At 61.3% G+C, this 21076-nt stretch carries 23 protein-coding genes and 2 pseudogenes; 16 read left to right on the top strand and 9 right to left on the bottom strand.

Features of this window, described 5'->3' with window-relative positions:
- The first annotated feature begins 3 nt into the window (after positions 1-3).
- The 3 genes from ACGGKE_RS17395 (at position 4) to acpP (ending at position 1082) form a co-directional block, all read left to right on the top strand.
- Positions 4-429 (top strand): PaaI family thioesterase, encoded by a 426-nt coding sequence (locus ACGGKE_RS17395; RefSeq protein WP_004206979.1) that lies wholly within the window; start codon positions 4-6, stop codon positions 427-429.
- 14 nt (positions 430-443) lie between these two features.
- Positions 444-743, top strand: coding sequence for a polyhydroxyalkanoic acid system family protein (locus tag ACGGKE_RS17400; RefSeq protein ID WP_004206980.1), 300 nt, complete (start codon positions 444-446; stop codon positions 741-743).
- A gap of 102 nt (positions 744-845) precedes the next feature.
- Positions 846-1082, top strand: coding sequence for an acyl carrier protein (gene acpP, locus ACGGKE_RS17405; protein ID WP_394443234.1), 237 nt, complete (start codon positions 846-848; stop codon positions 1080-1082).
- A gap of 18 nt (positions 1083-1100) precedes the next feature.
- Here the strand turns inward: acpP and ACGGKE_RS17410 are convergent.
- Positions 1101-2272, bottom strand: a protein-coding gene (locus tag ACGGKE_RS17410) for an IS3 family transposase (RefSeq protein ID WP_394438958.1) whose coding sequence is annotated in 2 segments (ribosomal slippage) — positions 1101-2008 and positions 2008-2272 — 1173 coding nt in all. Because the reading frame shifts where the segments join, the coding sequence is not laid out codon by codon here.
- Between the two features lie 410 nt (positions 2273-2682).
- Between ACGGKE_RS17410 and ACGGKE_RS17415 the strand changes: the two genes are divergently transcribed.
- From ACGGKE_RS17415 to istB, 3 genes and pseudogenes are all read left to right on the top strand, one after another.
- Entirely contained in the window at positions 2683-3582 is a 900-nt protein-coding gene (locus ACGGKE_RS17415) for an alpha/beta hydrolase family protein (RefSeq protein WP_394443236.1), read from the top strand.
- A gap of 117 nt (positions 3583-3699) precedes the next feature.
- Positions 3700-5229: an IS21 family transposase gene (istA, locus tag ACGGKE_RS17420; RefSeq protein WP_084439160.1), complete on the top strand. Its 1530-nt coding sequence runs from the start codon at positions 3700-3702 to the stop codon at positions 5227-5229.
- Between the two features lie 11 nt (positions 5230-5240).
- Positions 5241-5980, top strand: a pseudogene (gene istB / locus ACGGKE_RS17425) (IS21-like element helper ATPase IstB).
- Here the strand turns inward: istB and ACGGKE_RS17430 are convergent.
- Positions 5881-6840, bottom strand: a complete 960-nt coding sequence (locus tag ACGGKE_RS17430) for a hypothetical protein (protein WP_394443238.1) — start codon at positions 6838-6840, stop codon at positions 5881-5883. The pseudogene istB and the gene ACGGKE_RS17430 overlap by 100 nt on opposite strands.
- Before the next feature lie 146 nt (positions 6841-6986).
- Here ACGGKE_RS17430 and ACGGKE_RS17435 point away from each other — a divergent pair, with 146 nt between their 5' ends.
- From ACGGKE_RS17435 to ACGGKE_RS17460, 6 genes and pseudogenes are all read left to right on the top strand, one after another.
- Positions 6987-8360: an aldehyde dehydrogenase family protein gene (locus tag ACGGKE_RS17435; RefSeq protein ID WP_277788685.1), complete on the top strand. Its 1374-nt coding sequence runs from the start codon at positions 6987-6989 to the stop codon at positions 8358-8360.
- Positions 8361-8364: 4 nt separating this feature from the next.
- Complete coding sequence (locus tag ACGGKE_RS17440) at positions 8365-9942, top strand: GMC family oxidoreductase (protein ID WP_066861536.1); 1578 nt, start codon at positions 8365-8367, stop codon at positions 9940-9942.
- 12 nt (positions 9943-9954) lie between these two features.
- Positions 9955-10356 carry a DUF2147 domain-containing protein gene (locus tag ACGGKE_RS17445; RefSeq protein ID WP_066861607.1) on the top strand — a complete coding sequence of 134 codons (402 nt, stop codon included), beginning with the start codon at positions 9955-9957 and terminating at the stop codon, positions 10354-10356.
- A 429-nt stretch (positions 10357-10785) separates the two neighbouring features.
- Positions 10786-11373 carry a recombinase family protein gene (locus tag ACGGKE_RS17450; RefSeq protein WP_394443242.1) on the top strand — a complete coding sequence of 196 codons (588 nt, stop codon included), beginning with the start codon at positions 10786-10788 and terminating at the stop codon, positions 11371-11373.
- Between the two features lie 27 nt (positions 11374-11400).
- A pseudogene (locus ACGGKE_RS17455) lies at positions 11401-11695 on the top strand (BrnT family toxin).
- Complete coding sequence (locus tag ACGGKE_RS17460; RefSeq protein WP_004206995.1) at positions 11676-12011, top strand: BrnA antitoxin family protein; 336 nt, start codon at positions 11676-11678, stop codon at positions 12009-12011. The pseudogene ACGGKE_RS17455 and the gene ACGGKE_RS17460 overlap by 20 nt, the downstream one beginning before the upstream one ends.
- A gap of 62 nt (positions 12012-12073) precedes the next feature.
- Here the strand turns inward: ACGGKE_RS17460 and ACGGKE_RS17465 are convergent, their stop codons facing one another.
- The 7 genes from ACGGKE_RS17465 to ACGGKE_RS17495 form a co-directional block, all read right to left on the bottom strand.
- Entirely contained in the window at positions 12074-12607 is a 534-nt protein-coding gene (locus ACGGKE_RS17465; protein ID WP_084439161.1) for an SMI1/KNR4 family protein, read from the bottom strand.
- A 111-nt stretch (positions 12608-12718) separates the two neighbouring features.
- Positions 12719-13153, bottom strand: coding sequence for a hypothetical protein (locus ACGGKE_RS17470; protein ID WP_232313827.1), 435 nt, complete (start codon positions 13151-13153; stop codon positions 12719-12721).
- Between the two features lie 20 nt (positions 13154-13173).
- Positions 13174-13515, bottom strand: coding sequence for a hypothetical protein (locus ACGGKE_RS17475; protein ID WP_394443245.1), 342 nt, complete (start codon positions 13513-13515; stop codon positions 13174-13176).
- 22 nt (positions 13516-13537) lie between these two features.
- On the bottom strand, positions 13538-13876 hold the full coding sequence (locus tag ACGGKE_RS17480; protein ID WP_017503244.1) for a hypothetical protein: 339 nt from the start codon (positions 13874-13876) through the stop codon (positions 13538-13540).
- Between the two features lie 124 nt (positions 13877-14000).
- Complete coding sequence (locus ACGGKE_RS17485) at positions 14001-15368, bottom strand: Dyp-type peroxidase (protein ID WP_066861545.1); 1368 nt, start codon at positions 15366-15368, stop codon at positions 14001-14003.
- A 3-nt stretch (positions 15369-15371) separates the two neighbouring features.
- Positions 15372-15983: a hypothetical protein gene (locus ACGGKE_RS17490; RefSeq protein ID WP_017503242.1), complete on the bottom strand. Its 612-nt coding sequence runs from the start codon at positions 15981-15983 to the stop codon at positions 15372-15374.
- Positions 15984-16023: 40 nt separating this feature from the next.
- Complete coding sequence (locus tag ACGGKE_RS17495; RefSeq protein WP_026109628.1) at positions 16024-17112, bottom strand: catalase family protein; 1089 nt, start codon at positions 17110-17112, stop codon at positions 16024-16026.
- 155 nt (positions 17113-17267) lie between these two features.
- On the opposite strand from ACGGKE_RS17495, the gene ACGGKE_RS17500 reads away from it, so the two are divergent.
- The 4 genes from ACGGKE_RS17500 to ACGGKE_RS17515 all read left to right on the top strand — a co-directional run bounded on the left by ACGGKE_RS17500 (position 17268) and on the right by ACGGKE_RS17515 (position 21042).
- Entirely contained in the window at positions 17268-17891 is a 624-nt protein-coding gene (locus ACGGKE_RS17500; RefSeq protein WP_017503240.1) for a TetR/AcrR family transcriptional regulator, read from the top strand.
- A 65-nt stretch (positions 17892-17956) separates the two neighbouring features.
- Positions 17957-18385: a thioesterase family protein gene (locus tag ACGGKE_RS17505; RefSeq protein ID WP_066861610.1), complete on the top strand. Its 429-nt coding sequence runs from the start codon at positions 17957-17959 to the stop codon at positions 18383-18385.
- A complete protein-coding gene (locus ACGGKE_RS17510; RefSeq protein ID WP_394443249.1) occupies positions 18382-19248 on the top strand; it encodes a 3-hydroxyacyl-CoA dehydrogenase in 867 nt (288 codons plus the stop codon). The genes ACGGKE_RS17505 and ACGGKE_RS17510 overlap by 4 nt, the downstream gene beginning before the upstream one ends.
- Before the next feature lie 27 nt (positions 19249-19275).
- Positions 19276-21042, top strand: a complete 1767-nt coding sequence (locus tag ACGGKE_RS17515) for an oleate hydratase (RefSeq protein WP_035219816.1) — start codon at positions 19276-19278, stop codon at positions 21040-21042.
- Positions 21043-21076: the final 34 nt, after the last annotated feature.

The following is a 21076-nucleotide window of genomic DNA, read 5'->3' on the forward strand; positions in this document are numbered from 1 at the left end:
GCGATGACCGGTCTGGAAGAGATCGAACAGTTCATGGCGGCCGGCACCCGGCCGCCCATGATGGACCTGTTCGACATCGATCTGCTTGAGGCGGAGGAGGGGAAGGTCGTCTTTGTCGCGACGCCCACCTCGCAGACCTACAATTTCATGGGCATCGCCCATGGTGGCTATGCCGCGACGCTGCTGGATTCGGCCTGCGGCATCGCGGCGAACTCCGCGGCCCAAGTGCCCATCAACTGCGTCACGCTCGAACTCAAGGTCGCCTATCATGCGCCCTTGACCGACAGGGTCGGGATGGTCCGTGCAATCGGCCAGGTGGTGTCGATGGGCAAGAGGGTGGCGCATACCGAGGCGCGTCTGATCGACATGGCCGGCAAACTCTATGCCTCCGCGACATCGACCTTGCTGCTCGTCGATCGGGCGGCCTGAACAGGAAAGAAGATATGGAAGTCGTTATCCCGCACAGCCTTGGTAAAATCGAAGCGAAGAGCAGGATCGAGGCCGGCCTGCCCAAGCTGGCAGCGCATATCCCGGGAGGCGGTTCGCTCAGTTCCGAGTGGGTATCGGACTACGCACTACACTTGGTCATCGGGGCGATGGGGCAGAATATCCCGGTGCAACTCGACATTGAGGATAGCGAGATTCGCGGCGACGTCAGCGTACCGCTGTTCCTCAAAATGATGTCAGGACAGATTTCGGATTTTGTGAAAACGAGCGCCGAGAAAATGCTCAGCAAGGCATGATGAATTTACTGGCCGCAGGACAATATCGTTGCTCTGCGATGATTGAGTTTACGAGAATCTGCCCTGTTTCCTAGCCGATAGTGTCCGCGCGAGGGCTTTGTGATGGAAGAAATCGCTCCCCGAGTTTTCAGGATCATTAGCCGTCAGCTCGGCGTCTATCCGGATCAGATTGCCCTTGCTTCGTCTTTCTACGATGACATCGGCGTGGATAGTCTCGATGTGCTGGAAGTTGTGATGGCGCTTGAAGACGAATTCGGACTCACTATCCCGGATGAAGCCGCCGGTGAGGTCAAAACTGAGGTGGTCCCGCCTTCTTGGACAGTTTGGCGGCTGAGTTAAGCTAATCCCGGTTGTCGTTCATGCCGCCTGTTTGATCATCAGATCATGGGGGGCATGCCCCCCATGATCTGATTGCCCGATCCGTCGATAGGCCTCGAGCGGGGTTCTCCCGGCCAGGCCCGAGTGTGGGCGCTGGGTGTTGTAATAGGTGATCCACCGGCCAAGGCCAGCCCGCAGCTCGGAGCCGGTTTCGAAGGCATGGAGATAGACACACTCGTACTTCAGAGACCGCCAAAGCCGCTCGATGAAGACGTTGTCCATCCACCGCCCCCGGCCATCCATGCTGATGCGGATCTCGGCGTCGCGCAGCACGCTGGTAAAGCCTAGCGAAGTAAACTGGCTGCCTTGGTCAGTGTTGAAGATCTCGGGCTTGCCGAATCGGGCCAAGGCTTCTTCCAAGGCGGCGACGCAGAAGCCCGCGTCCATCGTGTTCGACAGCCGCCACGCCAGCACCTTGCGGCTCGCCCAGTCCATGATCGCCACCAGGTAAAGGAAGCCGCGGCGCATCGGGATGTACGTCACGTCGGCGCACCAGACATGGTTGGGTCGCTCGATCGCCAGCTTGCGCAGCAGGTATGGATAGACCCGGTGCTGCGGGTGCGGATCGCTCGTGCGCGGCCGCTGGTAGATCGGCGACAGGCCCATCTTCGCCATCAGGCGCCGCACCCGTCGCCGCCCAACCTCATGGCCAGCGCGCCGAAGGTGTCGCGCCATCTGACGGCTGCCGTACCATGGACACTCCATGAACGTCTCGTCGATCACCGTCATCAGCGCCAGCGTCTCGTCCGTTTCCGGCACCGGCGCGTAGTAATACGACGAGCGGCTGATACGCAGCAGGCGGCACTGTGCCGAGATCGATAGGCGATGGTCAGCAGGTTCGACCATCGCCCGCCTCCGGTCCACGCTCATCGACCGAAGGCTTTCGCTAAAAAATCCCGCTCCACGACCAGTTGCCCGATCTTCGCATGCAGCTTTTCCACCTCGCTCTCGCTGGCGGCCTTGGCCGCATCCCCGCCTCCGGAGAAGGTGTTCGCCATCCCCTCGATGGCCTGGCGCTTCCACGACGCGATCATCGTGTGGTGCACGCCGTGCTTCGTGGCCAGTTCAGCCAGCGTCAGCTCGCCCCGGATCGCCTCCAATGCCACCTTCGCCTTGAAATCCGCGCTGTAACGCTTCCTCGTCGTCTTCATTCCCGTACCAATCCATCAGGTCGGGACCAGCTTAACACCCTGTCCGAATTTCCGGCACCACCTCAAAACAGTAGAGGATGCGGTCAAGCTGGTCGAAGCATGGATAGCCAAGTGAGATAAAACCCACGATCCTCTGAAACCGCAATTCACGACGACAATGAAATCTAGATAGCTCTTTGGTCGCCTGACGTATCACTTCCATGATCAAGGCTACCGTGATCGCGCATAGCCGCAATATGCTTTGCGCCAGAAACGGGATTTCATCTATCGCTTTGCCCACTCGATGACGGAATGGTGTTTCCGAAAAGAATATAGCGAACCATGTTATCTAATGACGAATTGCTGTCTTCTCACATTTGACGAACTGGCTGGTAACGTCGGAGCGGGAAGATGCATGAAAGAGGTAGATCATGCGATACCGTTCATTAGGCCTGGCTACAGTCTTGATTGTCACGAGCACCGCTTGGGCGCAGACGCCGTCGGATAACCAACATGCGCTGATCGGACCGCCCCAACTCCACGCCCTTCCCGTCACCGCTCCGACGCTCGTCGAGGCCTATGGTCCTGATCCTCTGCAGATCGGTGAACTGCGCTTGCCTGCAGGTCCTGGCCCGTTTCCCGTCGTCATGGTCATTCACGGTGGCTGCTGGACCAAAGGCTATGAGACACTGGCAGGCACGGCGCCGTTGGCGAGCGCCTTGACGGACAAGGGCGTGGCGACATGGAATATAGAGTATCGACAGGTTGGTGAAACCCGCGGCGGGTGGCCTGGGACCTTCCAGGATTGGGGAGCGGCGCTCGATCACTTGAGGGTGCTGGCACGAACCCAGCCTCTGGACCTGAAGCATGTGGTGACGGTGGGACATTCTGCCGGCGCCCACGCTGCCCTGTGGCTGGCGGCCCGTCCCAGATTGCCTGCCGACAGCGAGGTCCGCGGCGCTGATCCACTGAAGGTTTCCGCCGCGGTCGCCATCGACGGCCCAGGCGACCTGCGAACCCTGTACGGGTTCGACAAGGATATTTGCGGCCGCCCGATCTTCGTCAACCTGTTCGGGGGCGCTCCTGACGCACAGGCGGGCCGCTACCGTCAGGCAAATCCGATCGGATGGCTGCCTCTGGCCGTGCCTCAATTCATGGTCGCTTCCGTCGTGCTGGAGCCTTCAGCCGCGCAAGCCTATGCAGCAGCCGCACAGTCGGCCGGCGATAAGGCGACGGTGATCACCCTGGAGAATGTGCTGATTCCGAGGGAAGCCGCCCCCTCATTCCGAAATGATGCCGCCCCCCTGTTCCGAGAATTACTCGCCCCCTGATTCCGAGATGATGTCGCCCCCTTGGCGGGGATGACGATGAAGGTCCGCTGCTGGGATTAGGTTTGCTTCCTTTGGGTTGTCCGAGGGAGGGAGCCGATGTCGGCGGAGCGATTGAGTATGCGACGGGTTCGCGAGATTTTACGGTACCGGTTTGAGCAGGGGCTGGGTCACAAGGCGATTTCGTATCGGGTGGGCGCCGCGCCCTCGACGGTGCGCGAGACGCTGAGGCGGGCAGCGGTCGCGGGTCTGGCTTGGCCGCTGGGCGCGGATGTCAGCGATGCCGTTCTGGAGGCGGCGCTTTACCGCGCGGCTGGCACCAAGACCGGCCATCGCCGCTGCCCTGAACCGGACTGGGCAGCGATCCATCGCGAGTTGAAGCGCAAGCATGTGACGCTGCAGATCGTGTGGGACGAATATATCGCTCAGCATCCGGAAGGTTATCGCTACAGCCGGTTCTGCGATCTCTATCGTGGCTGGGCGGCGAAGCTGCCGGTCACGATGCGGCAGACCCACGCCGCCGGCGAGAAGCTGTTCGTCGACTATGCGGGCGACAAGGTGGCTGTCGTGGTCGACCGGCTGACCGGCGAAATCCGCGACGCGCACATCTTCGTGGCGGTGTTGGGTGCATCGAGCCTGTCCTATGCCGAGGCGAGCTGGACCGAGACGCTGCCCGACTGGATCGCGGCGCACGTGCGGGCGCTGGAAGCCTTCGGCGGCGCGCCTGCCCTGTTCGTGCCGGACAATGCCAAGGTCGCGGTGATCAAGGCCTGCCTTTACGATCCACAGGTCAACCGCAGCTATGCCGAGATGGCGGCACATTACGACAGCGCGGTGCTGCCGACCCGTCCGCGCCGCCCACGCGACAAGGCCAAGGTGGAGGCCTGCGTGCTGATCGTCGAGCGCTGGCTGTTCGGGCGCCTTCGGCATCGGATCTTCTATAGCCTGACCGAACTCAACGCCGCGATCGGCGACCTGCTCGCCGACCTCAATGACCGCCGTATCATGCGCCGCGTGGGCCAGACCCGGCGCCAGCTGTTCGAGGCCATCGACAGGCCTGCGCTGAAAGCTCTGCCGCTGGAACCCTATGTCTTCGCCGAATGGCGGCGGCGGCGCGCTGGTCTCGATTATCATGTCGAGATCGAGCGCCATTATTACTCGGTCCCGTATCGCTTCGCGCGCGAGCCGGTCGAGGCGCGGATCACCGCGCGTACGATCGAACTGTTCCACAAGGGTGAACGGATCGCCGCCCATATGCGCGGCTCCGGCAATGGCCGGCACACGACGATATCCGAGCATATGCCGTCATCGCACCGGCGCTTCGCCGACTGGACGATCGAACGCATCGCCACCGAGGCGGCCGCGATCGGCCCCTGTGCCGCCCTGCTGTGCGAGAAAATCCTGACCGATCGCCCGCATCCCGAGCAGGGCTTCCGGGCCTGCCTGGGCATCGTGCGCCTGGTGAAGGGCTTCGGCCGCGAACGGGTCGAAGCGGCGTGCAGCCGGGCGCTCGATATCGGCGCACGCACCTATGGATCGGTCCGATCGATCCTCGACAACCGGCTCGATCAGGCGCCCGCGCCCCGGCAGGCGCGCGACGATCGGACGATCACCCACCCGAATATCCGGGGTTCCCGCTACTATCACTGAAGGAGATCATGATGCTTCAACATCCCACTCTCGACCGGCTGAACGCAATGGGGCTGGCTGGCATGGCCAGGGCGTTCGACGAACTGGCCGCCAATGCCGAAGCCGAGCGGCTCACCCATCCCGAATGGCTGGCGCTGCTGCTCGACCGCGAATGGAGCTTCCGCCACGACCGCAAGCTGGCCGCCCGGCTGCGGTTCGCCAAGCTGCGCCATCAGGCAACCCCCGAGGATGTCGATTATCGCAGCCATCGAGGTCTCGACCGGGGACTGTTCCTCAAGCTCGTCGCTGGTGACTGGATCGCCGCTCGCGACAATCTCGTCATCTGCGGCCCGACTGGCGTCGGGAAATCATGGCGGCCTGCGCGCTAGGCCATAAGGCCTGCCGCGACGACCGTTCGGTGCTGTATCAGCGGGTGCCCAAGCTGTTCGCCAGCCTGGCGTTGGCACGCGGCGACGGACGCTACGCCCGCATCCTGGCCAAGCTCGGCAGCGTTCAGCTCCTGATTCTTGATGACTGGGGGCTTGAGCCACTCGATGCTCATGCCCGCTACGACCTCCTCGAAATCCTAGAAGAGCGTTATGGCCGTCGCTCGACGATGGTCACCAGCCAGCTGCCGATCGCGGCGTGGCACGAGGTGATCGGCGATCCGACCTATGCCGACGCCATCCTCGACAGGCTCGTCCACAACGCCCACCGCCTGGACCTCGACGGTGACAGCATGCGCCGGGTCAAATCCCCTTCAGAGGCTTGACGGCCGGCACGAACGAAATAACAACAGACGTAGCCAGCACGGCCCTGTCTCCGGGGGGGCGACATCATCTCGGAACGAAGGGGCGCAATCATCTCGGAAACGAGGGGCGGCTTCATCGGAATCGGCACGCGCAGGGCAAAATCGTGGCTTTCGGCATCGAGGGGAGCGATTAATGCCGCCTTTTTCAGCCATGTGCGCAGAGCGGGCGATAAGGGTGCCAACACCATCTGATCGAGATAACAGGTGATCTCGGGCCATAAATGCAGTGGCTGCATCCGGTGGGATACACGGCCCGCGATGCGGCACAATGCGGGCCAACCCTGTGTGTCCGATATGATCCGGTCGAGGGCTGAAGGGAGCCGGATCAATTCCTTCAGATCCTGGGCGCGGCAGGCCAGGGCATCGGGGCCGACTTCCTGCCAGTCAGCGTTGAGGACGCCAAATCCCCAGGGGGCGGAGGTTGCAAGGACCGCTCGCCAATCATCGGGAAGAGCATCCATCATGTCTCTTGTCAGCGTTTCGAGATGCGGCGCTTCCTGAACATCATCGAGGCAAATAATCCCGGGCCTGTCCTGATGCCATATCCATTGGAGAATGGACTCGATGTCCGCGGCGGTTCCGGCCTGAAAGGCGAGGCGACGCAGGGTGCCCTTCTTTGTGTCGTCGCTTGCAAGACTTGCCCAAAGCGCCGGGCGACCAGTGTCCGCCGCCTCCTTCCAACCGGCCGCGAGCGTCGCCGATTTGCCGTAGCCGCAAGGTGCGCGCAGCAGGCTGACGCGCGCGGTCAATTCCACACGGCGAAGTGCCGTTTCCGCCAGTCGCGAAAGCAGCGTTGGAGTCCATTCGGTTCCCAGGCCCATGTCGGGTCGATACTACATGCTCGTGTAGTTCCCTATTGCTTTTGCGCTCGTAAGACTCGCGCGAAGGTCATGTTTTCGACGATAATGAAATGATTGAAGAGAGCCATTCGATTTCGCAGGAACCCTGTGATGGCCGCCCGGTGGAAATGCTCTTCACCGCGCAAAAGGCAATGTCGGACGAGCGCCGGATGCGCTTTGGCCTTGCTGAAAGACGCGCTGCGCTGGCGCGACTCGCGGCTGCCATACGAAAGTTCGAAGGGGAGATCGTCCAGGCCATGGCGACCGACTTCGGCAAGCCGGAGGCCGAAGTGTTTCTGACGGAAATTCTTCCGGTCATGCAGGAAATCCGCCACAGCCGTCGTAATCTGCGCCGATGGATGCGGCCAGTCCATGTCGGACCGACATTGATCGGTTTCGGCACGGCCGGACGGATCGTGCCGCAGCCACGCGGCGTGTGCCTTATCATCGCGCCCTGGAATTACCCATTCAATCTCTGCCTGGGGCCGCTTGTCTCCTGCCTTGCTGCCGGCAACAGCGCTATCCTGAAGCCTTCGGAGATGACACCTGCTACCTCGGGCGTCATCGCGCGGCTGATCGCCGACACATTTCCGCCAGACTTGGTTACCGTCGCCCTCGGCGGGAAGGAGATGTCTCAGGCCCTGCTCGCGCTGCCCTTCGATCATATCTTCTTCACCGGCAGCCCCGAGGTCGGGAAAGTCGTAATGCAGGCAGCCTCCCGCCACCTGACCTCCGTTACGCTGGAACTGGGTGGCAAGTCGCCCACGATCGTGGGACCGGATGCCGACATAGAGACGGCCGCCAGTTGGATCGCCTTCGGCAAATTCTCCAATGCCGGTCAAACCTGCATCGCGCCCGATCATGTGTTCGTCCACGCTTCGATCCGCGACCGGTTCGTGGAAGCGCTGCGCCGCCGGATCGCCGCCGCTTATGGTTCGGGCATGACGAGCCCCTATCTCGCAAGGATCGTCAATGATCGCCATGCGGACAGACTGGGGGGCCTGATTGCGGATGCCCTGGCCACGGGCGGGCGGATCATTGTCGGCGGCGAAAGGCAGGGAAGGGCGCTGGCGCCCACAGTGCTGGAGGCGATCGCTCCCGAGGCGGCGATCGACCATGAGGAGATATTCGGTCCCGTCCTGCCGGTCCTGACCTATGATGACATTGAAACCGTGATCGGTCGGATCAACGCAAGACCCAAGCCGCTGGCGCTTTATGTGTTCGATCGTGACCGGGCGAGAGTGGATCATATCCTGGCGGCCACGACTTCCGGCAGTGCAGGCGTCAACCTTACCATCGTCCAATACGTCCACGATCATCTGCCGTTCGGCGGTGTGAACAATTCCGGGATCGGGGCGGCACATGGCCATCACGGGTTCCGGACTTTCAGTCATGAGCGCGCCGTTCTCCAGAACCGCTTCTCCGCTCTGCCTCTCGTCTTTCCTCCCTATTCGGGCCGGGCAGCGCGTCTGATCCGACTTGCCAAACGCTTTCTGGGGTAAATCCATGTACGACTATATCATCATTGGCGGCGGCTCGGCCGGCTGCGTCATGGCCAACCGCCTTTCTGCTGATTCGGATAAAGCTGTCTGCCTCATCGAGGCGGGGCCGCGCGATCGCAATCCCTTCATTCACATGCCGCTTGGCGTCAGCGTCATTGCCCGCACGGGATGGGTGAACTGGAACTGTGAGACCGAAGTCGAGCCTCACCTTAACAACCGGCGGCTCTATTGGCCGCGCGGCAAGACGCTGGGTGGCAGCAACTCGATCAATGCAATGGTCTACATTCGCGGCGATCGGGCGGACTATGAGGGCTGGGGGGCGGCCGCCGGAGCTGACTGGGACTGGCCGCGCATGCGCGAGCTTTTTATCGCGCTCGAAAACAATCAGGCTATCCACGACGAGCATCATGGCAATGCCGGGCCACTTTGCGTCTCCAATCTTGGGCGAGTGAACCCACTTACGGAAGACTTCGTCGAAGCTGGGGTGGAACTGCACTACCCGCGAAATCCCGACTTCAATGGCGTGAGCCAGGAAGGCTTTGGTGTCTATCAGGTGACCCAGAAAGACGGGCAACGGTTCAGCACGGCGCGAGCGTTTCTCGATCCGGCTCGCTCGCGCAAGAATCTCGCCATCGAAACGAACGGCCTCGTCGAACGGATACTGTTCAAGGACCGTCGCGCCATCGGGGTCCGCGTCGGCGGCCGGGACCTGCTGCTGCGCCCCGGTGGAGAGGTGATCCTTTCGGCTGGCGCGGTCAATTCGCCGCAGATTCTGATGCTGTCGGGCGTCGGCCCGGCGAGCGAACTCAGGCAGCATGGCATAGAGATCGTTCTGGATGCGCCCGAAGTCGGAGCCAATCTCGCCGATCACCTCGACTATACGGCTGTGGCAACCACGGCCGATCGCGAAGGATTTGGAGTGGCGCCCAGTTTCCTGCCTCGTGCGATACGCGGCGCATGGAGCTATTTCCTTCATCATGAAGGCGAATTGACGTCAAATGCCTCGGAGGGCGGCGCTTTCCTCAAATCCGACGCCGGCCGGGAGCGGCCCAATCTTCAATTCCATTTCCTGCCGGCGATCCTGCGTGACCATGGCCGCAAGACAGCCTTCGGCTACGGAATGACCGTGCATGTCTGCGACCTTCTACCGAAGAGCCGCGGCAGGATCGGGCTCAAGATCGCCGATCCCACGGCTCATCCGCGCATAGAGGGCAATTATCTCAGTCATCCCGATGATGTGGGCGTCTTGCTGAATGGCGCGAAGCTAGCCCGCAAGCTCCTTCATGCGCCGGCGCTCGCCCGTCACTTGCGCGAGGAGGTGCGACCGGGACCCGCGGTCCAGACCGACGAGGCTCTGATCGACGACATCCGCGCGCGCGCTGAAACAATCTATCATCCGGTAGGAACATGCCGCATGGGCAGTGACTCGGCATCCGTGGTCGATCCGGCAGCCCGTGTACGTGGCATTGACGGTTTGCGCGTGGTCGATGCATCGATCATGCCGTCGATCGTGTCGGGCAACACTAACGCGCCTACCATGGCGATCGCGGAAAATGTCGCGCAAATGATGATCCGGCCTTGAGGAAGAATGGCGATGAGGTTCAGTTTCGTATTGGCAGCCATGCTGCTACTTGCAACATCTGCGTCCGTCGAGGCACAGCGCGCTTCTTTCGGAGTGTGGAAGAATCCGCAGGACAGCGTACATGTGCGAGCCCAGCCGTGCGGAAGCAGAATGTGCGGGGTCGTGGTCTGGGCAAGTGACAAAGCCAAGGCGGATGCGCGGCGCGGCGGGACAAACGATCTGGTAGGTCTGATCCTGTTTCGCGATTTTGTTCCTGAAAAGAAGGGCGTGTGGCGCGGCAGTGTTTTTGTACCCGACATCGGCCAAACCTTCTCTGGAACAATCACCACGCTCGACGATCGGCGGATGGAGGGAAAGGGGTGCCTGACAGGGCGGATCATGTGCAAATCGCAGATATGGACGAAAGTGAACTGAAATCCGTCCAATCATCGTCTGACCGAGAGCGGCAAGCCAAGGATTTTAATAAGACACATCAAAAGCTTCTACGATAAATTGAAGAGGCGCGGAGCAGGAAGCGGGCATGGCGACAGCGATGTGTGCAGCCGCCACGGGATCAATTCGGCGACGGGCATGCGACTTGGTCAGCGTAAGCAGGCGGATAATCCGTTATTGATCGTCGCGGCCAGAAGACGGTCCGCTGCGGCAGCGGCTGCACGAACAGATTAACCTAATGGAAATCACACGATAAGCGCCCCGCCTGATGCGCCCGACGACACATTCCGCCGCTAGCAGGCATCCCCCCGGAAATTCCAGCAATCTACGCACGCCCAAAATCCGTAGCGTCCGATAAACTCTGCCGGAAAGGAGGACTGTCCCACAACAAGCTATCAGGGGTTTTCCGACATGCTTATAGGCTACATGCGCGTCTCTTCCACAGATGACCGGCAATCGGTCGATCTTCAGCGCGATGCGCTGATCGCAGCCGGCGTCGATAGCCGGCATCTCTATTCCGACAAGGCATCCGGCGCTCGCGAGGACCGGGCGAGCCTGCGGGCCTGCCTCGAATATCTCGCAGCCGGCGATACGCTGGTCGTGTGGAAACTGGATCGGCTCGGCCGCTCCCTGCCGCATTTGCTGTCGATCCTGACCGATCTCAGGGAGCGTGACGTGTCATTCCGGTCATTGACCGAGCAGATGGACACGGGAACGCCGCATGGCGAGCTGCTGTTTTCGCTGTTCGGCGCGCTGGCCCAGCATGAACGGGCATTGACGCGCGAGCGCATCATGGCAGGCCTTGCGGCCGCCAGACGGCGCGGGCGCTACGGTGGCCGCCCGCGAACGATCGATGCGGAAAAGCTCGATCAGATCACCGCCGCCCTTGCCGGTGGCGCTAGCAAGTCGTCGATCAGCCGCACGTTCAACGTGCCCCGATCGACCCTCGCAGATACGCTCGCGCGGGCCGGATGGCTCAAACCGCCGCGCCTTGCGTAACGACAAAAACATAATTATATTTCCGTAATGCCATCCATGCGCTTCTCCTGGCACCCGGCCAAAGCCGAGAGCAATCTGAAGAAGCACGGCGTCAGCTTTGCGATCGCTACTCGTGCGTTCACAGATCCTTTCGCGCTGAGCGATCAGGATCGGATCGAAGGTGGCGAGCGACGATGGCAAACCTTGGGCCTCGTGGAAGGGCATCTGCTCCTCCTCGTGGCCCACACTGTCGTCGAGCAAGACGATGACGGCGAGTATGTGGATTTCGGCTCGAAAGGCCGATCGAACGGAAAGGCGACGTTATGAAGAAGAAAGACGCTGATACCGTCCGTTTCCAACTCGATCCGGACAATCTGCCGCCGTTGACCGAAGCGCAACAGGCCGAACTGGATGCCCTGCAGGCGATGCCGGATAGCGGGATCGACTATAGCGACTCTCCGGCGCTGACAGAGGATTTCTGGCGGAACGGGCAGCGTGGGCGCTTCTATAAGCCCATCAAGCAGCAGGTGACGGCACGCCTTGATGCTGATGTGCTCGCCTGGCTCAAATCGCAGGGTAAGGGCTACCAAGCCCGCATGAACGCCATACTTCGCCGTGAGATGCTGGCGACCGCCAGAAGGCAGGAAAAGCCACGTTAATTTAGATAGTTAGGCTATCGGTTATCGTGTGGTTTCCGTCAGCGCCGAACCGTAACCTCTAGCTACTCCTCTTCTATCCCCATCGCTTTCAAGTCCAATCCCAATTCCTTTAAACTGGGCAGGGGAGGAGGATCGAAGGCTACCAGTGCATCGATAAAGTCATGAAAGCTGTCGTATACGGGGGTTATCGCCCTAGAAGGCAGAGCTTCATCGTGCAGCCATACGGATATCTTTCCATCAATTCTGTCAATTAACAGCATATTACCCAGACCGATTTCCGCAAAAACCACAGATGTTTTTGGAATCTGCATGGATAATTGTTCGTTTATGCGAATTATTCCTAAGCTTCCGTCAACAGGGCCATATATAACTGAAACGCCAATTCTTCCTGAATCATCGGAATAGGCGCATTTTTCCGCAGGAAATTCAACATCATTATTGAAAACTATCGCTGATCCGAATTCAATAAATAAATCACGAAGCTCAGACGGCAGCAATATTCTTAATGAACTCTCTATCTGGTCTAATTCGATCAAAGAATCTCCCGGCATGTGGAGTGATTCTGCATCGAATGATGGATCAAACTGAAAGGTCATATATTTTCTGCCTTACATCATTAGGGCGTCGCTATCGTGTCCGTTCCGCACCGCGCCTCAATCACGCCACCTGATTGGTATAGCCGTTAGCGGATGGGCACGACAATCAGGTCAATCTTGGCGCGTCGATGCTTTGATTGGTGCTGCGCTCCATCTACGATTGAATATCCGCCATCCGACTAAGCCCGCGACAACGCCCAGCAGGCCGCCCACGAGATAGGCGGTTGGCGCATCATTCGGCACAAAAAAGCAGCCGCCAGCAACATAGCCGCCGATTACGGCGGTGCGTGTCACCGCACCATAGATCGCGGCGACCTTGCCATGATCGGCGGGCGGGCATTCCGACTGGAACAAGGTTCGGACAGCGACGTTGTGGATGCTGTTTGCGCCGCCGCCTAGGATGAAGGCGACGGCAACGATTGCCAGCCCGATCGGCGCAAGGCCGATCCACAGCATGGTCGCGCCCATGACAGCGGCCGTGCCGAACGCCGCCAGTCCGACCCTATGGCCAATAACCCTTTCGGCCAGCCCAGCGCCGATCAACATCCCAACCGCCCATAGTGCCGTCAGCATTCCAAACGCGGTCGGCCCGCTCCCAGCGTCACCATCACGAGAAACACGAAAGCAACGTCGGCTATGGCGGTCGCAAACACTTCGAGGCTGAGCGCACCCGTAACCACCATCAACCGTCGATTGCGGAGCAGCGGCAGGTAGTCCACGAACAGGGTCTCTTCCTCCTGATCGACCCGTTGTGGCTTGCGGCGAAGCCTGCTCGCCATCACGACGAGGGCCAAAAGGGAAAAACTGGCGGCATCGGCTAAAAGCGCATTGCGCGATCCGATCCATCCCACCAGTACGCCCCCAGCGACTGGACCAGCGAGCATTCCAAGGCTGCGAACCATTTCCATAAGGGAATTGGCGAGTGCGAGGTCATTCCAAGCCGCTCGCCAGCACTGGAATCAACGCGAATGTTGCGGCGCTGCTGATCGTGAACAGCACGCTCAACAGCGCGGCCCCGGCGAGCGTGAACATGGGATAATAGGCGATAAATGCTATCACGCCCGCTTGCAGAACTGACACCATGACCAGAATGCGGGCCGCCTCCCGGCGGTCGATCAAGCGGCCCGCCCAGGGTGCGGCGATCAGACCGGGTAGCAGCTCCGCGGTCAGCAGCGTCGGCACCGCATAGCCGGATGCGTTCTCGGCAGTGCGGAACATCAACGTCAGCAACGTGATTTCATCGCCGGTCGTCGAAATCGTAAGCGCCACAAGGACCAACCATCCCCAGCCTTGCCGAAACTCAACTCCCACTCACTTAACCTTCCGCACAGCCCCGCACTTTCCGGGTCACTCTGCACACTTCAAATCTCAACCGACAATCAGGTGAATAGCTTTAGCGTCGTTCTGCCAACCACTTAAGCGCCGATAGGCTTGGCATGAACAGATATTCGCCTCCCTTCATGACATTGAAAGTCTGCACACCGTCGATGCGCTTGCGCGCAGGCGCCTGCGGGATGGTGAACCGACCGTCCTCCTCATGCAGGCCGACGATTGGATCGCGCTCTTCGCCAAGGTCGACGAAATTCCCGCGATTGATCCATTCCTGCTGCATGAACTCGATCGTGTCATAGGCACGCGCGCTGATGAAGATGAAGAACAGGCCGCGATCGCCTTTCTTATCGTCCTGCGGCGTGACATCCTCGGAATAGACCGGCCCGAAGGTCGAGGAACGACGGATGATCCTGTGGATGTTGACGTCGGTGAGCAGCGTCAACTCGGAGTCGCGGGGATTGAGCCGGCGCATATGGCAGCCAAGCGGCACAACGCGACCTTTGGGGTCATCCTTGAAGCTGAAGTCGTTGTTGCGCTGCGGGTCGGCGCCGAGGTCGGGATCGTCGTGATCGGGCGACAGCGTCAAGGGCGCGCCGGAACGCCAGCGACCGAACATCTTGGCGGCTAATAGCTCGCGTTCCTCCGGCGTCTCGCCATGCGCCTTGAGGAAGGCGTTAAAACAGCCGACCCGGCTGTTGTACTTGCGCATAACGACGAAGGTGCCGTTCTTGCCCAGCCCGGCGGGCTCGGGCATGCCAAGCGGTTGGCCGTTCTCGCTTTCATATCCAAGAATGAACTCGCCCGCCTTGATCGGGCGCTCCTCGCCCGGCAGCGGATCGACGCCGCTACCCTCGACGGCGGGCTGGGAGATCGAATCCCGGAAACCGAACGGGTTTTTCGCGCCATCCGGCGCGCCGAAACGATGCTCGCCGAGCAGGGTCACGCCGCTGCTCCGGTCGAGTTCGGTGCGCGCCGTCGCCAGCGCCTTATCGAGCGCAGCATCATCCACGGCGTAGATAGTCAGCGCGAGATGGCAGTTGCCGGGCTTGAACACCTCTTCCCAGTTTTGAGGCGCGTTGGGCCCGAAGTCGCGAAGCTGCTCCGCGCGTGCGGCCATGCCCTGCTGGAAGGGGAGCGGGAATGTCTTGAGCTGCGCTTCGGGAACGCCGAGCGCCTTCAGCCCCTCGAAGCTGAGTGCGGCCCCGATCCAGAAATCAAGATCCTCGCTCCAGTTGTCGGCAGATGCGATATGGGGCGCGAGCCGGCCGAGAAGATCGCGCGCGCCCTCCGCCTCGTCGAAATGGAGCATGGCGTGGATACCGACATAAGGCTCGGGCCGGCTTCGCAGGATCAGCGCCTGAATGTCGTGCAGATCGAGCGTAACGCTGTCGCGCCGGAAGCGCTCTTTCAGTTTCTGAAGGATCGCCATGGCTCAGCCCACCTTGTCCAGGAATTCGTTGACCGCATGCTCCATCCGCTGAAGGCGGCGCACGTCGACGACGGTCACCTGCGGGTTGGCGACGAACCAGCCGGCAGCGGTGATCTGATGCTCGGCGATGAAATCCTTGACCTTGGGGCTTGCGATGCCAGGCCAACCTTCGACCGAAGCGAAAAGCAGGTCCATCAGGTCGGGGATCTTGGTGGCGAAGTCGTTGATATAGGTGTCCCAGTCGCCGTCATAGGCGGTGGCGAACAGGATGCGTGTGTCGTTGTCGAAGAACACGAACCGCATATTGTGGAGCGTGCCGACCTTCTGCGCGCCATCGAAATTGCCGTTCACCAGCCCGAAGATGCGTTTCAGCCGGTCCGCGCCGCCTGGCTTCAAGTTTGCGATGGCTGTGAGCTCGGAGACATTGCCGGACTGGGCGCCGACACGGCCAGCCGAGCCCGCCGTGCCCTTGAGGTCGGGATTGTGCTTCGTCACCATCTGCTCAAGGGCGAGCTTGGCGAGCTGCGGCGCGTCGCCGGCCACTTCCTCGATCCGCCGCCGGATGGCTTGAAGGCGGGTTTCGTCGATCTGCGGGGTGTCTTCGGTTTCGGCCATGGCTGGCCTCCTTTCGTGATTGCGTGTGACGATCGGTGCGTCAGTCCGGGATGGCGTCGATGTTTGTCGGCTCGACACGAGGCTGGGCGTTCATCTCATGGCGGTAGCGGGTGGATCGCTCATAGGCGGCGATGCGCACCCGCATGATCGATCCGAGCGGCTGATGATCGCGGATACCGTGCCAGGGATTGAACGACAGCACGTCATCGCCATAGACCCGCCGCGCCGGCGAATAGGCGTCCTGCGGCGGGATGCGCAGCGTGGCGATCGGCTGGTGTGGCGACAGCTCTTCGGGCCAGAGCACCGCCGCGTCCTCGACAGGCATCTTGTCGAGATCAGCGCAAAGTTGGGCGCGCAGTTGATACTCAGCACCTTGGTCGCGGAAATGCTCGACAACCAGATCGCGCATGGTGGCATCCTCCACCGTGCCGACGTCCTTGCCGGTGAGCGCGCGGACATTGTCGGAAAGCGGCGCGGCGCTGATCTTGGCGATGTAATCGCCAAAACGGATCGCCGCCATCGAGTGATAGGTCTCGCCAAGCAGATGGTCGTTGTCGCGCGCGAGACCGCGCAGCGTGGCGCCGGGCTCGACGCCGACCGCTTCGACCGCAGCTTCCACGCCGCGCGCCACCCCAGCCATCGCTCGCTGGAGAAAGACCGGGTTCTGGGCATTCTTCTCCAGAAGGCTGATGAGCTGGCGATATTTACCGATCGTGCCGAAGCTCAAGGTCGGGATGTTGACGAGCAGGAAATCCTGGTTTTGGCCCTGGTCTTCGGGGAGAAGCCGCTCGCCTTCGACGCCGATCACCTTGATCGCCATGCCGCGCGGGGCGGGAATCGTGTCGGAGTGAATGTCACCCGGCGCTGATGAGAGGCGGATCACCATGGAATAGGTGGCCGGGCGAGCGAAAAGCCCCTGACGCAGATGCTCCGGCAGTTCCGGTACGACGAGTTCGCCCTTGAGGAACCCGTGGCTCTTGGCATGGGCGTCGCGCACCGCATGGCGGTGGCGTTCGAACGCCTTGCGGTTGGTATTCGCCATGATCTCAAGGATCTCGGCGGTCAGCCGCTCCTCGTCCTTGCCGAGAACCTCCACGTCCGGAGAATAGCCAATGTAGGTTTGAGCCAAGAGCGCTCCTTCACACTGAGATTTCGTTGCCCAGGAACGATTTCGGGTCGAAATCGCCGTTGATTTCGGATATCAGTTGATATCTGGTCTCACTGAGAACGCGGAACCTCCGAAAAGGTTTCGCACGTCTCGCCCGTTGGTTGGAGAACGAACCCATGCCGCTTACGCGCAAGGACACGCAGCGCCAGACGCGGGACCGGCTGATCGCGGCCGCGCATTCCTCGATTATCGAGGAGGGGGTCTCTGCCATGTCGATTCGCAACATCTGCAGCGCCGCAGGGCATTCGCAGGGCGCCTTCTACTCGAACTTCGCCAGCAAGGATGATCTGCTGGTCGAGATCCTGCAAAGCCATATCCAGGACGAGGTCACACTGCTTCGCGACCTGGTCGCGCACTGCTCCGGCGACGATATCGAGGCGACGCTGCAGGTGCTGGCCGCGCGGCTCGCGAAGTTGGCCGACGAGGCACAATGGTCACTGCTCTCGATCGAATTGCAGCTCCATGCCCGGCGCGATCCGGCTTTCGCCGAGCGGCACCGGGAGGGCAAGGCGGCCTGCTATCGGATGTTCGGTGAGCTCGTCGCCGATCTGACGCAACGCTTCGCACTTCGTCCGGCCTTGCCGCCGATGCAGACCGGTATCGGTCTTTACGCGGTCTGGATGGGACTGGCGGTGCAGGGCGATGTCGAAGGCGCCATGCCGCGCGACGAGATGCTCGTCGGCTTCTTCCGCGCCATGGCAGGACTGGGTTCGTCGCATGAGGAGCAGGCGTATTCGTGAGCGGGATCGTGTCAGATCGTCGACGCATCGGCTGCGATGAGCACGGACACCCACTCGTCGGCGAGGTGGATGAGCATCGGCGCTTCCATATCCGCTTCCGCGCCCGGGACGCCGACATCGACGAACTCGGCCATGTCAACAATGCGGTCTGGGTGACCTGGATTCAGGATGTGTCGGTGGCGCATTGGCTGACGGCCGCGCGGCCGCAGGATCGCGACCGGTTCGTCGCGGTCGTGCTGCGCCATGAGGTCGACTATCGCGGCAATGTCCGGGCGGGAGACGAGGTCAGTGCGATCACCTGGGTCATCCGAGCGCCGCGGGGTGCCCGCTATGCACGATGTGTCGAATTCCATGCCGAAGACGGCCGGACGATCGTCGCCTCGCTGACCCAATGGGCCCTGGTCGATCGGGAAACCGGCAAGCTGGCCCGCGTCCCGGTGGAGGTGGCGGCTCCGTTTCTAAGTGACGATACCGCGCAGAAGGAAATTGGATGAGCGATATCAGGAAAGTGGCGGTTCTCGGCACGGGAGTCCTCGGGAGCCAGATCGCCTTCCAGACGGCCTATAGCGGCTTCGATGTTGTCGCCTACGACATCAGCGAGGAAGCGCTCGAACAGGCGCGCGCACGGCTGGCGGCGCTCGTCGAAACCTACACGAACGAGGTGTCGGGCGCGGCTGGCGGCAAGGCGGCCGGGGCGCTCAAGCGGATCGCTCTGCTGAGCGATCTCGGCGCGGCCGTCGCGGACGCGGACCTCGTGATCGAGGCGGTTCCGGAGGTTCTTTCGATCAAGCAGGCGCTCTACGAGAAACTGGCGGGGCTCGCGCCGGACAGGACGATCTTCGCCACCAATAGCTCGACCCTGCTGCCGAGCGACCTGAAGGCTTACACCGGCCGACCGGACCGGTTTCTGGCGCTGCACTTCGCCAACAGCATCTGGAAGTTCAACACCGCCGAGGTGATGGGCACGGACGACACCGATCCGGCCGTGTTCGATGCCCTGATCGCCTTCGCCTCCGCCATCGGCATGGTGCCGATCCCGTTGCGCAAGGAGAAAGCGGGTTACGTCCTCAATTCGCTTTTGGTGCCGCTCCTGAACGCGGCCGCCGATCTGGCGGCCGGCGGCTATGCCGAGCCGGAAGATGTCGACAAGGTCTGGCGGATCGCCACCGGCGCGCCGATGGGGCCGTTCCAGATCTACGACATCATCGGATTGAACACCCCCTACAACATCCTCTCGCATGGCGACGAGCATGCTCAGTCGCTCGCCGCCTGGCTGAAGGAAAACTACATCGACAAGGGCAGGCTCGGCATCGCCTCGGGCGAAGGCTTCTACAGCTACAAGCCCTCCGCAGACTGATCCCAACAAGAAGAACAGGAGTTCGCCATGCACTATAGCAGCGGAAACTATGAAGCCTTCGTGCGTCCCCGCAAGCCCGAGGGCGCCGACAAGAAGACGGCCTGGTTTGTCGGTTCGGGGCTGGCGGGGCTTGCCGGCGCGGCCTTCCTGATCCGCGACGGCGGCGTTTCCGGCGACCGCATCACCATCCTTGAAGAGCTGGAAATCCCTGGTGGCGCGCTCGATGGTCTGGACGTGCCCGAAAAGGGCTTCGTCATTCGCGGCGGCCGCGAAATGGAAGAACATTTCGAGTGCCTGTGGGACCTTTATCGCTCGATCCCCTCGCTGGAGATCGAGGACGCCAGCGTGCTCGACGAGTTCTACCGGCTCAACAAGGACGATCCCAACTTTTCGCTCCAGCGCACGACGCAGAACCAGGGCCAGGACGTGCCCGACAAAGCGCTGTTGACGCTAAACGACAAGGCCCAGAAGGACCTGCTCTCGGTCTTCCTCGCGACGCGCGAGGAGATGGAGAACAAGCGTATCAACGAGGTCTTCGGCGAAGACTTCCTCAAAAGCAATTTCTGGCTCTACTGGCGCACCATGTTCGCCTTCGAGGAATGGCATTCCGCGCTGGAGATGAAGCTCTACCTGCACCGCTTCATCCATCATATCGGCAGTCTCGCCGACTTCTCCTCGCTCAAGTTCAACCGCTATAACCAGTATGAATCGATGGTCCTGCCGCTGGTGAAGTGGCTGACCGATCACGGCGTCACGTTCCGCTACGGCGTCGAGGTCACCGATGTCGATTTCGACATCCAGCCCGGCCGCAAGCAAGCGACCCGCATTCACTGGAAAGAGCGCGGCGTCGAAGGCGGCGTCGATCTCGGGCCAGACGATCTCGTCTTCATCACGATCGGCTCGCTGACCGAGAATTCCGACAATGGCGACCACAGGACGCCGGCGAAGCTCAATGAAGGACCGGCGCCGGCCTGGGACCTGTGGCGCCGCATCGCCGCGAAGGATCCGGCCTTCGGCCGCCCCGACGTGTTCGGCGCCCATATCCCGGAGACGAAATGGGCCTCCGCCTCCATCACCGCCCTCGACGCCCGCATTCCGGCCTATGTCGAGAAGATCACCAAGCGGAACCCCTTTACCGGCAAGATCGTCTCCGCCGGTATCGTCACGGTGAAGGACTCGGCGTGGCTGCTGAGCTGGACGGTTCATCGCCAGCCGCATTTCAAGAAGCAGCCCAAAGATCAGATGATCGCCTGGTTCTACGCGCTCTTTGTCGATTGCCCCGGCGACTTCGTGAAGAAGCCGATGCAGGAATGCACCGGTGAGGAGATCACCCAGGAATGGCTCTATCACCTCGGCGTGCCGGTCGAGGACATTCCCGAACTCGCGGCATCCGGCGCCAGCACCGTTCCCACGATGATGCCCTATATTACCGCCTTCTTCATGCCGCGCCAGGCGGGTGACCGGCCGGACGTGGTGCCGGAGGGCGCGGTCAACTTCGCCTTCATCGGCCAGTTCGCGGAATCGAAGCAGCGGGACTGCATCTTCACCACGGAATATTCGGTGAGAACCCCGATGGAGGCCGTCTACACGCTGATGAATGTCGAGCGCGGCGTGCCGGAGGTCTTCAACTCGACCTATGATATTCGTACACTTCTTGCTGCGATCGGTCCGCTGCGGGACGGCAAGGGCATCGATCTTCCCGGACCGGCCTTCCTGCGCAAGCTGCTGATGAAGAAGCTCGAAGGCACAGAGATCGCCAAGCTGCTCGAAGAGTTCCATCTGATCGAGGAGTGAACAAAGACCGGAAGGCACGCGCGGCGTGTGAAAG

The organism is Sphingobium naphthae (genome assembly GCF_043589935.1).
GTDB classification, from domain to species: domain Bacteria; phylum Pseudomonadota; class Alphaproteobacteria; order Sphingomonadales; family Sphingomonadaceae; genus Sphingobium; species Sphingobium naphthae_A.

Coding starts and splice junctions, on each gene's coding strand:
- ACGGKE_RS17440 (WP_066861536.1), top strand. CDS start 8,365: ATGTACGACTATATCATCATTGGCGGCGGCTCGGCCGGCTGCGTCATG.
- ACGGKE_RS17465 (WP_084439161.1), bottom strand. CDS start 12,607: ATGACCTTTCAGTTTGATCCATCATTCGATGCAGAATCACTCCACATG.
- ACGGKE_RS17445 (WP_066861607.1), top strand. CDS start 9,955: ATGAGGTTCAGTTTCGTATTGGCAGCCATGCTGCTACTTGCAACATCT.
- acpP (WP_394443234.1), top strand. CDS start 846: ATGGAAGAAATCGCTCCCCGAGTTTTCAGGATCATTAGCCGTCAGCTC.
- ACGGKE_RS17470 (WP_232313827.1), bottom strand. CDS start 13,153: ATGTTGATCGGCGCTGGGCTGGCCGAAAGGGTTATTGGCCATAGGGTC.
- ACGGKE_RS17485 (WP_066861545.1), bottom strand. CDS start 15,368: ATGGCGATCCTTCAGAAACTGAAAGAGCGCTTCCGGCGCGACAGCGTT.
- ACGGKE_RS17490 (WP_017503242.1), bottom strand. CDS start 15,983: ATGGCCGAAACCGAAGACACCCCGCAGATCGACGAAACCCGCCTTCAA.
- ACGGKE_RS17450 (WP_394443242.1), top strand. CDS start 10,786: ATGCTTATAGGCTACATGCGCGTCTCTTCCACAGATGACCGGCAATCG.
- ACGGKE_RS17475 (WP_394443245.1), bottom strand. CDS start 13,515: ATGGAAATGGTTCGCAGCCTTGGAATGCTCGCTGGTCCAGTCGCTGGG.
- istA (WP_084439160.1), top strand. CDS start 3,700: ATGCGACGGGTTCGCGAGATTTTACGGTACCGGTTTGAGCAGGGGCTG.
- ACGGKE_RS17435 (WP_277788685.1), top strand. CDS start 6,987: ATGCTCTTCACCGCGCAAAAGGCAATGTCGGACGAGCGCCGGATGCGC.
- ACGGKE_RS17500 (WP_017503240.1), top strand. CDS start 17,268: ATGCCGCTTACGCGCAAGGACACGCAGCGCCAGACGCGGGACCGGCTG.
- ACGGKE_RS17400 (WP_004206980.1), top strand. CDS start 444: ATGGAAGTCGTTATCCCGCACAGCCTTGGTAAAATCGAAGCGAAGAGC.
- ACGGKE_RS17460 (WP_004206995.1), top strand. CDS start 11,676: ATGAAGAAGAAAGACGCTGATACCGTCCGTTTCCAACTCGATCCGGAC.
- ACGGKE_RS17510 (WP_394443249.1), top strand. CDS start 18,382: ATGAGCGATATCAGGAAAGTGGCGGTTCTCGGCACGGGAGTCCTCGGG.
- ACGGKE_RS17395 (WP_004206979.1), top strand. CDS start 4: ATGACCGGTCTGGAAGAGATCGAACAGTTCATGGCGGCCGGCACCCGG.
- ACGGKE_RS17515 (WP_035219816.1), top strand. CDS start 19,276: ATGCACTATAGCAGCGGAAACTATGAAGCCTTCGTGCGTCCCCGCAAG.
- ACGGKE_RS17415 (WP_394443236.1), top strand. CDS start 2,683: ATGCGATACCGTTCATTAGGCCTGGCTACAGTCTTGATTGTCACGAGC.
- ACGGKE_RS17430 (WP_394443238.1), bottom strand. CDS start 6,840: ATGGGCCTGGGAACCGAATGGACTCCAACGCTGCTTTCGCGACTGGCG.